Source organism: Pseudomonas fluvialis, assembly GCF_014207935.1.
Taxonomy (GTDB): domain Bacteria; phylum Pseudomonadota; class Gammaproteobacteria; order Pseudomonadales; family Pseudomonadaceae; genus Aquipseudomonas; species Aquipseudomonas fluvialis_A.
The window spans coordinates 1-12,166 of sequence record NZ_JACHLL010000003.1 but is presented as its reverse complement, the minus strand read 5'-3'; the positions used below and the strand labels follow the sequence as shown (position 1 = coordinate 12,166).

Below are 12,166 nucleotides of genomic sequence, written 5' to 3'. Positions count from 1 at the left end.
AAGCAGCTTGATCGCAGACGGGTTATACCGTCTGCTCTCGGGGTTTATGTCGCGATTGCCCGGTTACGCGAGGCAAAAAAGAGCCCGGCCGGGGCCGGGCTCAAGACCTCGCAGGAGCGAAGGGGACTCAGGCGCTGACGGCCAGCAGGGCTTGGGCCTGCTCGGCGGCTACTTCACCGATGACCAGAATGGCCGGGCTTTTCAGCTGAAAGTCGGCGGCGGCCTGCTGCATGCCGGCCAGGGTGCTGCGGCATTCGCGCTGCTGCGGCAGCGAGGCGTTCTCGATCATCGCCACCGGCATGTCGGCGCGCATGCCACCGGCCAGCAGGCTCTCGCGGATTTCCGGGAGTTTGGCCACGCCCATGTACACCACCAGGGTGGTGCCGCCCTGAGCCAGGGCCTGCCAGTTGAGGCTGCTGTCGTCCTGAGTATGGGCGGTGACCAGGGTTACACCGCGGGCCACGCCGCGCAGGGTCAGCGGTATGCCGCACTGGGTGGCTCCGGCAAGGCCCGCAGTAATGCCGTTGACCATCTCCACCTGGATGCCATGCTCGCCCAGCCAGTCGGCTTCCTCGCTGCCGCGGCCGAAGATGCACGGGTCGCCGCCTTTCAGGCGCACCACGCACTTGCCCTGGCGCGCATAGCGCAGCATCAGGCGGTGGATGAAGTCCTGCGGGGTGGAGCGGCAGCCGCCGCGCTTGCCCACCGGGATGACCCGGGCCTGCGGGCTGTGTTCAAGCACCGCCGGATTGACCAGATCGTCGATCATCACGATATCGGCCTGTGCCAGCGCTTTAACCGCCTTGAGGGTGAGCAGTTCCGGATCACCGGGGCCGGCTCCTACCAACCAGACTTTACCGTGCATGGGTTTCTCCTCAGGCATTGACCGCCACTGGCTGGGTGGCCAGCAGGCGTTTGATTTCCGGTACGCACGAGCCGCAGCTGGTGCCACATTTGAGTTCGTTTTTCAGGCCATCCAGGTTCAGGCCGCGGGCGATGCCGGCGCAGATCGCCTGTTCGCTGACGTTCAGGCAGTTGCACAGGGTTTTCTGCGGCTGCTGTTCGGCGACCGCGCCCGGTGGCGTGGAGCGGGGGGCCAGCAGCCAGCGGCGCAGCTCGGCATCGGCCTTGCCCTCCTGCCACAGGCTTTTCAGCCAGTCGCGGGCCATGGTTTCGCCGGCCAGGCGCAGCGCGGTGATGCGGCCGTCCTCGATGCGCACGCGCTTGCCCACGGTGCGGCGCGGATCGTCGTAGGCCAGTACCGGGCCATGGTCGAGGTCGAGCAGCGCATCGATCTGTGCGAGCAGGTCGGCCTCCGGCGCAACCACACTGGCGGCGCGGATCTGCAGGGCCGGACGCTCGCGACCGGTGAGGGTCAGGCTGGCGAAGGCGAAGCCGTCGAACAGCGGCCGCAGCTGGCTGAGGCGATGCTGCACATCACCCTCGACCAGGGCGAACAGCTGCCAGGGCAGCTCGACCTTGCTCACCTCGATGGTGCTGAGCTTGAGCTCCGGCTGCTTGGACAGCGGATCGAAGGCCGGCTGGGTCAGTACGTTGCTGCCCAGACCCTTGAGGAAGCGATCGCCCCAGTGCATCGGCAGCCAGGCCTGGCCGGGACGGATAGCGGCATCGGCCACCACCGGCAGGATCAGGCTGCCACGGCGGCTGCGCGCGGCAACCAGATCACCGCTGTTCAGGTGGCGCCGGCGCAACTCGTCCGGGTGCAGACTGAGCTGGGCTTCCGGGGCGTGACTGAACAGGCGCGCGGCGGTGCCGGTGCGGCTCATGCCGTGCCACTGGTCACGCAGGCGGCCGGTGAGCAGGCTCAGCGGGTAGCGTGCTTCGCGCTTGTCACGCGGGGCCTGGTAGGCCTCGCTGACGAACTGGGCGCGGCCACTGTCGGTGGCGAACCGGCCATCGCCATACAGGCGGGGGCTGCCGGTGCTGACGCCTGTGGGGAACGGCCACTGCTGCGGGCCCTGCTCATCGAGGATGGCGTAGGACAGGCCGGACAGGTCCAGGTCGCGCTCGCGGGTCAGTTGCTTGTATTCCTCGAACAGGCTTTCGGGGCTGTCGAAGTCGAACAGGCTGGGCAGGCCGGGGCGTAGATGGTGTTCCAGGCGACGGGCGAAATCACAGGTGATGGCCCAGTCCGGCCGCGCCTCTGCGGGCGCTGGCACGGCACGGCGCACATGGGTGATGCGCCGTTCGGAGTTGGTCACGCTGCCTTCCTTCTCGCCCCAACTGGCGGCGGGCAGCAGCAGGTCGGCGTAGGCACAGGTTTCGGTGGTGGCGAAGGCCTCCTGGACCACCACGAAGGGGCAGCTGCGCAGCGCTTCGTGCACCTTGCTCTGGTCGGGCAGGGATTGTGCAGGGTTGCTGCAGGCGATCCACAGGGCCTTGATCTGGCCGCTGCGCACCGACTCGAACAGCTCCACGGCGGTCAGGCCGCTGCTCTCCGGCAGGCTGTCGACGCCCCAGTAGCCGGCGACCTCGGCGCGGTGCGCGGCATTGCCGGCCTCGCGGTGGCCGGGCAGCAGGTTGGCCAGCGAACCGGTCTCGCGGCCGCCCATGGCGTTGGGCTGACCGGTGAGCGAGAAGGGGCCGGCGCCGGGCTTGCCGATCTGTCCGGTGGCCAGGTGCAGGTTGATCAGCGCGCTGTTCTTGGCGCTGCCGGAACTGGACTGGTTCAGGCCCATGCACCACAGCGAGAGAAAACTCGGCGCCTTGCCGATCAGTTCGGCGGCTTGTAGCAGGTCGGCCTGACTGATGCCGCAGATGTCGGCCACGGCGGCCGGGGTGTAGTCGCGCACCAGGCTCTTGAGGGCGTCGAAACCTTCGGTGTGAGCATCGATGTAGCGGCGGTCGATCCAGCCTTCCCACAGCAGCAGGTGGAGGATGCCGTGAAACAGGGCGACGTCGGTGCCCGGCAGGATGGCCAGGTGCAGGTCGGCGAGATCGCAGGTGTCGGTGCGCCGCGGATCGACCACGATGATCTTCATCTCGGGGCGACGCGCCTTGGCTTCTTCCAGGCGGCGGAACAGCACCGGGTGGGCGTAGGCCATGTTGGAGCCTGCGATCAGCAGGCAGTCGCTCAGCTCGATGTCTTCGTAGTTGCACGGCGGTGCGTCGGCGCCCAGGCTGCGCTTGTAGCCGACCACGGCCGAGCTCATGCACAGGCGCGAGTTGCTGTCGATATTGTTGGTGCCGACCAGCGCCCGCGCCAGCTTGTTGAAGGCGTAGTAGTCCTCGGTCAGCAGCTGGCCGGAGATGTAGAAGGCCACACTGTCCGGGCCGTGTTCGCGAATGGTCTCGGCAAAGATGCTGGCGGCATGGTCTAGCGCGCTGTCCCAGCTGGTACGCGAGCGCGCCAGGCCTTTGCCCAGGCGTAGTTCGGGGTAGAGCGCACGGGCATCGAGGTCGCCGGTCAGGTGCAGGGTCGAGCCCTTGCTGCACAGCTTGCCGTAGTTGGCCGGATGCTCGGGGTCGCCACTGACCCCCAGAATCGTCTCGCCGTCATGCTCGATCAGCACCCCGCAACCCACACCGCAATAGCAGCAGGTCGAGGCGGTGAGCTGAGTCCTGGAAGGGGTTGTCATGGCACTGCTTCCTGTCGAGGGCCGCAACCGCAGCGGTCCGTAGGGTGCCTCCGTTGGCACCGGTTCAAAGAGGCGGTGCGGGAGCGCGGCCTGGCCACGCTCCCTGACCGGGTGTTACGCGCAGTCGCTAAGGGTCTTGAGGGCCAGCAGCACGCGGCCGCCTTCCACCTTCACCGGGTACTTGTGCGAGCAGCCGACATCCGGGGCCAGTGCTTCGCCACTTTCCAGGTCGATCTGCCAGTTGTGCAGCGGGCAGGCCACGCGCTTGCCGTAGATCAGCCCCTGGGACAGCGGCCCGCCCTTGTGCGGGCAGCGGTCGTCGAGGGCAAACACTTCATCGTTACTGGTGCGGAAGATGGCGATGTCGCCTTTCGGGCCGTCGACGATGCGCGAGCCGAGAACGTTGATTTCTTCCAGGGCACAGATATCCAGCCAGTTCATACAGCGGCCTCCTCGACGGCAACAACCGGGATGCGGTCGAATTCTTTCTTCAGCACCGGGGTCTCGATGCGTTCTTTCCACGGGTCCTGCTCGAACGACAGGGCGTATTGCAGGCGGGCGGCCAGGGCCTTGCGGTTGGCTTCGTCTTCCAGCACGGCCTTCTTGATGTGGTCCATGCCGACGCGCTGCATGTAGTGCACGGTGCGCTCCAGGTAGAAGGCTTCCTCGCGGTACAGCTGAAGGAAGGCGGCGTTGTATTCGCGGACTTCCTCGGCGGTTTTCACCTTGACGAAGAACTCGGCCACCTCGGTCTTGATGCCGCCGTTGCCACCGATGTACATCTCGAAGCCCGAATCCACACCGATGATGCCGACGTCCTTGATACCCGCCTCGGCGCAGTTGCGCGGGCAGCCGGAGACGGCCAGCTTGACCTTGTGCGGCGACCACATGTTGAACAGGTCGTGTTCCAGGTCGATACCCAGCTGGGTCGAGTTCTGCGTGCCGAAGCGGCAGAACTCGCTGCCCACGCAGGTCTTAACCGTACGGATGGACTTGCCGTAGGCATGACCGGAGGCCATGTCCAGATCCTTCCACACACCCGGCAGGTCTTCCTTCTTGATGCCCAGCAGGTCGATGCGCTGGCCGCCGGTGACCTTGACCATCGGTACGTTGTACTTGTCGGCGACGTCGGCGATGCGGCGCAGCTCGGACGGGTTGGTCACGCCGCCCCACATGCGCGGAACAACGGAGTACGTCCCGTCCTTCTGGATATTGGCGTGGGCGCGTTCGTTGATCAGGCGCGACTGCGGGTCGTCCTTGGCCTCGCCCGGCCAGGTGGAAATCAGGTAGTAGTTCAGCGCCGGGCGGCAGGTGGCGCAGCCGTCCGGGCTGGTCCAGCCCAGCTCGCCCATGGTCTGCTTGAGGCTGGTCAGGTGCTTCTCGCGGATCAGCTTGCGCACCTGGCCGTGGTTCAGCTCGGTACAGCCGCACACGGCTTTTTCGCTTTTCGGTTTGACGTCGGCGGCGCCGCCGACGGTGCTGATCAGAATCTGCTCGACCAGGCCGGCACAGGAGCCGCAGGAGCTGGCGGCCTTGGTGTGCTTCTTGACGTCATCGACGCTGAACAGACCGTTCTCCTGAATGGCCTTGACGATGGTGCCCTTGCACACGCCGTTGCAGCCGCACACTTCCATGCTGTCAGGCATGTTGGCGGCGCTGCTCTGACCCTGGTGGCCGACGTCGCCGAGGGCGCTTTCGCCGAACATCAGGTGATCACGGATCTCGCTGATGTTGGCGTTTTCCTTGATCTGGCGGAAATACCAGCCGCCATCGGCGGTGTCGCCATACAGGCAGCCACCGACGAGGATGTCGTTCTTGATTACCAGCTTCTTGTACACGCCGCCGATAGGGTCGGAGAGGGTGATGGTTTCGGTGCCTTCGCTGCCCATGAAGTCGCCGGCGGAGAACAGGTCGATGCCGGTGACCTTGAGCTTGGTCGAGGTGACCGAGCCCTGGTAGCGGGCGAAACCGAGCTGGGCCAGGTGGTTGGCGCAGACCTTGGCCTGCTCGAACAGCGGCGCGACCAGACCGTAGGCGATGCCACGGTGGTTGGCGCATTCGCCGATCGAGTACACGCGCGGGTCATAGGTCTGCATGGTGTCGTTGACCAGGATGCCGCGGTTGCACGGGATGCCGGCTTTCTCGGCCAATTCGGTGTTGGGGCGGATACCGGCGGCCATCACCACTAGGTCGGCGGGGATCACGTCGCCGTCCTTGAACTGCACGGCGCAGACGCGGCCTTCGCCGTTGTCCATCAGTTCATCGGTCACGGTGTTCAGACGGAACTTGATACCGCGGGCTTCCAGCGCACTCTGCAGCAGTTTGCCGGCGGTCTTGTCCAGCTGGCGCTCCAGCAGCCAGTCGGCCAGGTGCACCACGGTCACGTCCATGCCGCGCATCTTCAGACCGTTGGCCGCTTCCAGACCGAGCAGGCCGCCACCGATGACCACGGCGTGGCTGTGGGTCTTGGCGGTGGCCATCATCATTTCGGTGTCGGCGATGTCGCGGTAGCCGATCACGCCGTCGAGCTTGTTGCCCGGTACCGGCAGGATGAAGGGATTGGAGCCGGTGGCGATCAGCAGGCGGTCGTATTCGGCGCTGCTGCCGTCATCGGCGATGACCACGCGCTTGCGCCGGTCGACGTCCACCACCTTGCGACCCAGGCGCAGGTCGATGCCGTTGTCCTGGTACCAGGCGAGGTCGTTGAGGACGATTTCCTCGAAGGTCTGCTCGCCGGCCAGTACCGGCGAGAGCAGGATGCGGTTGTAGTTCGGATGCGGCTCGGCACCGAATACGGTGATGTCATACAGGTCGGGGGCGAGCTTGAGCAGCTCTTCCAGGGTGCGTACCCCGGCCATCCCGTTACCGACCATCACCAGCTTGAGCTTCTTCATGGGTTTTCTCCAATCACCTGTGCCGAGTTTTTCGGGGAAACAAAAAAGGCGTCCCGCAGTTATGCGAGGACGCCTTTGTCCTGATCCCGTGCAACCGGGCCGCCCGCCTTTCCCCGTTGAAAGACCGTGCGCTATGTGTGTTGATCGCTATTAAGCAGATGGCGTGCCAAGTTGGCTTGCGCCCCGCCATTACTGGGCTGGCGGGGTGTCATGTGATGCCTTGCAGGGGCGGGGTGCACTCGATTGAGGCTGTCCGCACCAGGCTGGTGCTGTTTCAGCTTTTGAGCAGATTGATAACCAGCAGCAGGTTGAGCAGCAGCGAGCCCAGGGCCAGGGTGCGCCAGACCTTGAGTGGCTCGCGCTCCAGTAGCGGACGGGGGCGCAGGGCTAGGGGCTGGCGTTCGGCCTGTTCCAGCTGCAGCAGCCACTGCTCGGCGGTTTCGAAGCGCTGTGCCGGGTCGCTGGCCAGGCCGCGGGCCAGCAGCTCCTCCAGCCAGGCCGGGACATCCGGACGGTAGCGGCTGAGCGGGGTGGGCTGGCCGAATCGCGGGTGCTGAAAGGGTTCGATCTCGCCGTAGGGGTAGTGCCCGCAGAGCAGCTGGTACAGCGTCACCGCGGCGGCATACAGATCCTGCTGGGCGTCTGGCGCGGCGCCCTGGAAACTCTCTGGCGCCAGGTAGCTGGGGGTGCCGGGCAACTGGTGGTCGTGGCTGACGCTCAGCCCCGGGCAGTAGGCCAGGCCGAAGTCGAGCAGGCGCAGCTCGCCGTCGCTGCCCAGGTGCAGGTTTTCCGGCTTGATGTCGCGGTGCAGGATGTTGCGCCGGTGCAGCATGCCGAGGCCGCGCAGCAGGCGGCTGGCGAGCTGCTGCCATTGCCCCAGCGGCAGCGGGCCGTTCTGCTTGAGCAGTTGGGCCAGGGTTTGCCCGGCATATTCGCGCTGCACGTAATACAGGTGCTGGCGCTGCGGCAGTGCATGCAGCTCGGGAAAGTGCCGGCCGGCCACGCGGCGCAGGAACCATTCTTCCAGCAGCAGGCTCTGCGCAGCATCCGGCTCGTCGCTGCGGCTGGCGGGCAGGGTTTTCAGCAGCCAGGGCTGGCCCTGCTCGTCACGGACCCGGTACAGCAGCGACTGGCGCGACTCGGCCAGTACGCCCTCGATTTGCCAGCCCTCGAACGACTGGCCCGGCCGCAGGCGCGGTGGTAGTGGCCAGTCGCGCAGCTGGGCCAGGGTGTCGCCGAGGTTGTTCTGCGGCAGGCTGTCGACGCGCACCAGCAGGGCGCTGGCGTTGTCCTGACTGCCGGCCAGGTGGGCGGCATGCACCAGGGCGTTGACCGCGGCCTGGGGCTCGGGCTCGTCGCGCAGGATGCCGCGGATGCGGTCGTCGCCCAGTGCGGCCCAGACGCCATCGCTGAGCAGTAGGAAGTGTTCGCCGGTCTGCAGCTCGCCCTCGCTGTAATCCACCACCAGGTGCTGGTCCAGGCCCATGGCCCGCTTGAGCACATGCTGCATGCCCGGTTGTTCCCACACATGGTCTTCGCTGAGCAGCTCCAGGCTGCCGTTGTGGAATCGGTAAGCGCGGCAGTCGCCGACATGCGCCAGGGTGAAGCGGCGTCCGCGCAGCACCAGGGCGGTGAGGGTGGTCAGCAGCGGCTGGCCACCGCCATTGGCCTGCAGCCAGCGGTTCTGTGCCACCAGCAGGCGATCCAGCGCCTGGGCCACCGGCCAGGTTTCCGGTGTGGCGTAGTAGTCCAGTGCCAGCGCCTGCAGGGTGGCACGGGCGGCCAGGCCGCCGTCGGCGCATTGGCTGACGCCATCGGCCAGGGCGAACAGGCTGCCCTTGCTGGCCGCCAGTGCCGGTGCCGGGGTCACCGCCCGCAGGGCGTCCTGGTTCTCGCTGCGCGGGCCGATGGCGCTGGCTTCGGCAAGGGTCAGTTGCAGGCTCATAAGGGGTCTCGGCAATGGACAAAGCCCGGCAGGGCCGGGCTTTGTCGGTGGGCGTGAGCTTAACCCTGGATCAGACGCGGGCGGCAGTCATGGCTGCGCTGCCCCAGGTGGTGCGCCAGCGGCTCTTGACGCTGAGCAGGCCGACCCAGGCCAGTATGCCGAGGCTGGCGAACAGCCACAGGCCCAGCTGGTAGTCGCCGGTGGACTGCTTGATCGCACCCAGGCCGGCGGCCAGGCAGAAGCCGCCGATGCCGCCAGCCATGCCGATCAGGCCGGTCATCACGCCGATCTCGCGGTGGAAGCGCTGCGGCACCAGCTGGAACACCGAGCCGTTGCCGGCGCCCAGGCAGAGCATGGCGATCACGAACAGGCCCAGGGCAGCGGTGGCGCTGGACAGATTCAGGCCCACTACGGCGATCGACAGCGAGGCCACGGTGTACATCACCAGCAGGGCGCGGATGCCGCCGATGCGGTCGGCCAGGGCGCCGCCCAGCGGGCGCATCAGGCTACCGGCGAAGACGCAGGCGGCGGTGTAGTAACCGGCCTTGACCGCGTCGAAGCCGTACTGGTCGTGGAAGTAGCCGGGCAGTGCGCTGGCCAGGCCAAGGAAGCCGCCGAAGGTCACGCTGTAGAAGAACATGAACCACCAGCTGTCCTGGTCGCCCAGGGCTTTCAGGTAGTCGGCCAGGGCCTTGGGTGCCGGGCGGGTGGGGGCGTTCTTGGCTACGCCGGCGAAGATCAGCAGGGTCAGTACCAGCGGAATCAGCGCCAGACCGAACACGTTGTTCCAGCCGAAGATGGCGGCCAGGCCTGGGGCGAACAGGGCGGCCAGCACGGTGCCGGAGTTGCCGGCGCCGGCGATGCCCATGGCCTTGCCCTGATGCTGCGGCGGATACCACTGCGAGGCCAGCGGCAGGGCAACGGCGAACGAGGCGCCGGCGAAGCCGAGGAACAGTCCCAGCAGCAGTGCCTGCTCATAGCTGTGAATGCCATGCAGCCAGGCCACGCTGAGGGCGGCGATGACCACCACCTGACCGAACAGGCCGGCAGTCTTCGGTGAAGTACGGTCGGCGAGGATGCCGAGGAGGAAGCGCAGCACGGCGCCGGCGAGGATCGGCGTGGCGACCATTAGCGAGCGTTGCTGGGTGGACAGTTCGAGGTCGGCGGCAATCTGCACGCCCAGCGGGCCGAGCACGTACCAGACCATGAAGCTCAGGTCGAAATAGAGGAAGGCGGCGAACAGCGTCGGTGCGTGGCCGGCTTTCCAGAAACTTGTATTCATCTCTCACCTCAATCGGCAGTGATTAAAAGAACCCCCGCCAGCCGACACAGCGTGGTAGGCCGGAGGCGAGGGAAGCGGCGGGCTTGTGGCCCGTCGCGGATGGCCAAGGCCATCAAGGAGCAAGAAGTCAAACGCACCGCTGGATCACAGTCGGCATGCCGGCCCCGGCAACGGGGCAGAAACGAAAAAGGCGCCGCCTCAACGCGGTACCTGACCGACCGGTTGAATGCGACGCCTTTGCCGTATGGGGCAACCATCATTGGCTGCCGTCGAAGGGGTTATTGCAAGTGCCGGGCCAACTTCGCTTAAGCACCCCTGGGCACTGTTTTGGGCCCGGTTACGGGGTATTCAGGCGACTGCTGGCTGCAATCTGGAGCGTGCTGGGGCTTTTGTGCGCGCTATTGGTGCGCGTTTACAGCCAGTTGGCCTGGGGGAACTTGGCACTGAACGATTCGGCCATCGCCACCACCTGCGAGGCGCGGTAGTCGAAGAACACGAAGCCGGACTTGGCCAGCGCAATCAGTCGGCCATCGGCGGGGCGGGTGATGCGGAAGATGATATCGCCGCCGTATTTGTTCAGATCCATCACCCCGACCTGAAACAGTAACTGGTCGCGGGCGTGGGCTTCTGCCTTATAGGTGGTAGCCAGGTCGGTGACGATGATGCCGATACCGTCCTCGCGGGTTTCTTCCACACCCATCTCGAACAGAAAGCGTGCCCGGGCCTCGGAAATCATCGAGATCATCGAATCGTTGGCCAGGTGGTTGGCGGCGTTGATATCGGTGATGCGCACGGTGAGATGGGTTTGGTAGCAGAACAGCTCATCGGCAAAGTGCAGGTCCAGGCGGGCCATGGCAAACCTCGGGTAATCAAAGCGGAGGCGCAGTTTACTGCGTCGGGGTAAATCGCAGGCAATAAAAAGCCCGGCACGGGGCCGGGCTTTTGGGGGCAGCGTGGGCTTAGCCCAGGTGCTGCTTGTCCAGCTCGATGGCCGCGTCCAGGGTTTCCAGGAAGGCCTTGCGGGTCTTCAGCTTGGTGTTCTTGTGCGCGGTCATGTTGACCTTCTTCATCTGCGTGGCCATGGCCTTGGCAGCGTTCATCAGCTCCTCGGGCGCCACGACGGCGTCGAGGAAGCCGGCTTCCAGCGCCTGCTGCGGGTTGAACATTTCACCGTTGATTACCGAGCGGTTGAAGAAGTTCTTGCGCAGGCGGTCACGGGCCAGCTCGATGCCGACGTGGTGCATGGTCATGCCGATCAGCACTTCGTTGAGGCCGATGCTGAACGGGCCTTCCACGCCGACGCGGTAGTCGGCCGAGAGCAGAATGAAGGCGCCCTTGGCCACGGCATGGCCTGGGCAGGCGACGATGATCGGGTAGGGGTGCGACAGCATGCGGCGCGCCAGGGTGGAGCCGGCGGCCACCAGGTTGATGGCATTCTGCGGGCCGGAGGTCATCACCTTGAGGTCGTAGCCACCGGAAAGGATGCCCGGCTGGCCGGTGATGATGACGATGGCGCGATCGGCTTCGGCCTGGTCCAGGGCGGCGTTGAAGGCGGCGATCACGTCCGGGGAAATGGCGTTGACCTTGCCGTTGCTGATAGTCAGGGTGGCAATGCCGTCTTCGAGTTGGTAGCTGATCAGGTCGCTCATATCTGTGTTCCTAGGTTGCGGCCGATGCCGAAAGGTCGGCAGACCTTACTCAGCCTGATGGCGGAGGACAAGCCTTGAGGCTGACCGGTAGGTCGCGTGAACGCCTGTACACGAGCACCGCGACGGCTGGTTAAGCACATGAAAAAACTGCAAAAAGAGGTTGCCAATGGCAGCCTGTTCGGATAATTTAGCGCGCCTCGACGGGGTGCAAGCCCAGCGAGATCCGGTGAAGTGTCCGAGCGGTTGAAGGAGCACGCCTGGAAAGTGTGTATACGGGAAACCGTATCAAGGGTTCGAATCCCTTCTTCACCGCCAGACCTTAGAAAAAGCCCAGCCTAGTGCTGGGCTTTTTCGTTTTCGATGTTGGCGTGCTGATAGTCGCAGACTGTCCAATCTAATGGGGAGACTTGCTCTGGCTGTTGGCAAAGTGGAGATAGCTGCGGCATTCGGCATCGAACTTTATGAAGCGTTGGGTGCATAGAGTGGCTCACCTTGAGCACGGCGCGACCTTGCAGTTCTTGCTGTCAGGCAAGCAAGCAGGTAGTTTTCGTACCTGCTTTTCGGCGCGCCTATCGGGTTAGTGGCAATTAATGATCCCGGTCTTTCAGAGATGATCTGCCGGTTGTGCAAAGGATTGTGATGATTGAACAACCCCAGGGACAGGGGCAGTCGCCCGCTGTCGACACCGGTTTGGCCTGCCTGGTCATGCTGGCGCGTTTCCACAACGTCGCCGCCTCGCCGGAGCAGCTGGCGCACGAGTTCGCCGCCGATGGCCGGGCACTGTCCACGCCTGATCT

9 protein-coding genes and 1 tRNA gene are annotated in these 12,166 nt (G+C 65.4%); 2 read left to right on the top strand and 8 right to left on the bottom strand.

Going from position 1 to position 12,166, the window contains the following annotated elements; translation table 11 throughout:
* Positions 1 to 127: 127 nt before the first annotated feature.
* The 8 genes from cobA to HNP49_RS09025 form a co-directional block, all read right to left on the bottom strand.
* Positions 128 to 865, bottom strand: coding sequence for a uroporphyrinogen-III C-methyltransferase (gene cobA, locus HNP49_RS09060; RefSeq protein ID WP_184682559.1), 738 nt, complete (start codon positions 863 to 865; stop codon positions 128 to 130).
* 10 nt (positions 866 to 875) lie between these two features.
* Entirely contained in the window at positions 876 to 3,599 is a 2,724-nt protein-coding gene (locus HNP49_RS09055; RefSeq protein ID WP_184682557.1) for a nitrate reductase, read from the bottom strand.
* Between the two features lie 114 nt (positions 3,600 to 3,713).
* Positions 3,714 to 4,040 carry a nitrite reductase small subunit NirD gene (nirD, locus tag HNP49_RS09050; RefSeq protein ID WP_184682555.1) on the bottom strand — a complete coding sequence of 109 codons (327 nt, stop codon included), beginning with the start codon at positions 4,038 to 4,040 and terminating at the stop codon, positions 3,714 to 3,716.
* Complete coding sequence (gene nirB, locus HNP49_RS09045) at positions 4,037 to 6,493, bottom strand: nitrite reductase large subunit NirB (protein WP_184682553.1); 2,457 nt, start codon at positions 6,491 to 6,493, stop codon at positions 4,037 to 4,039. The genes nirD and nirB overlap by 4 nt, the downstream gene beginning before the upstream one ends.
* Positions 6,494 to 6,767: 274 nt before the next feature.
* Complete coding sequence (locus tag HNP49_RS09040) at positions 6,768 to 8,438, bottom strand: bifunctional protein-serine/threonine kinase/phosphatase (RefSeq protein ID WP_184682551.1); 1,671 nt, start codon at positions 8,436 to 8,438, stop codon at positions 6,768 to 6,770.
* 70 nt (positions 8,439 to 8,508) lie between these two features.
* Complete coding sequence (locus tag HNP49_RS09035; RefSeq protein WP_184682549.1) at positions 8,509 to 9,720, bottom strand: NarK/NasA family nitrate transporter; 1,212 nt, start codon at positions 9,718 to 9,720, stop codon at positions 8,509 to 8,511.
* A 412-nt stretch (positions 9,721 to 10,132) separates the two neighbouring features.
* On the bottom strand, positions 10,133 to 10,573 hold the full coding sequence (locus tag HNP49_RS09030; protein WP_184682547.1) for a thioesterase family protein: 441 nt from the start codon (positions 10,571 to 10,573) through the stop codon (positions 10,133 to 10,135).
* Positions 10,574 to 10,679: 106 nt separating this feature from the next.
* On the bottom strand, positions 10,680 to 11,369 hold the full coding sequence (locus HNP49_RS09025) for a crotonase/enoyl-CoA hydratase family protein (RefSeq protein WP_184682545.1): 690 nt from the start codon (positions 11,367 to 11,369) through the stop codon (positions 10,680 to 10,682).
* Positions 11,370 to 11,594: 225 nt separating this feature from the next.
* Here HNP49_RS09025 and HNP49_RS09020 point away from each other — a divergent pair.
* Positions 11,595 to 11,684 (top strand) — tRNA-Ser (locus HNP49_RS09020).
* Positions 11,685 to 12,008: 324 nt separating this feature from the next.
* Positions 12,009 to 12,166: cysteine peptidase family C39 domain-containing protein (locus HNP49_RS09015; protein WP_184682543.1), on the top strand; the 158-nt coding region annotated here is incomplete at its 3' end.

Excerpts from the sequence above, each read along its gene's own strand:
- nirD (WP_184682555.1), bottom strand. The coding sequence starts at position 4,040 with ATGAACTGGCTGGATATCTGTGCCCTGGAAGAAATCAACGTTCTCGGC.
- cobA (WP_184682559.1), bottom strand. The coding sequence starts at position 865 with ATGCACGGTAAAGTCTGGTTGGTAGGAGCCGGCCCCGGTGATCCGGAA.
- nirB (WP_184682553.1), bottom strand. The coding sequence starts at position 6,493 with ATGAAGAAGCTCAAGCTGGTGATGGTCGGTAACGGGATGGCCGGGGTA.
- HNP49_RS09055 (WP_184682557.1), bottom strand. The coding sequence starts at position 3,599 with ATGACAACCCCTTCCAGGACTCAGCTCACCGCCTCGACCTGCTGCTAT.
- HNP49_RS09030 (WP_184682547.1), bottom strand. The coding sequence starts at position 10,573 with ATGGCCCGCCTGGACCTGCACTTTGCCGATGAGCTGTTCTGCTACCAA.
- HNP49_RS09025 (WP_184682545.1), bottom strand. The coding sequence starts at position 11,369 with ATGAGCGACCTGATCAGCTACCAACTCGAAGACGGCATTGCCACCCTG.
- HNP49_RS09035 (WP_184682549.1), bottom strand. The coding sequence starts at position 9,720 with ATGAATACAAGTTTCTGGAAAGCCGGCCACGCACCGACGCTGTTCGCC.
- HNP49_RS09040 (WP_184682551.1), bottom strand. The coding sequence starts at position 8,438 with ATGAGCCTGCAACTGACCCTTGCCGAAGCCAGCGCCATCGGCCCGCGC.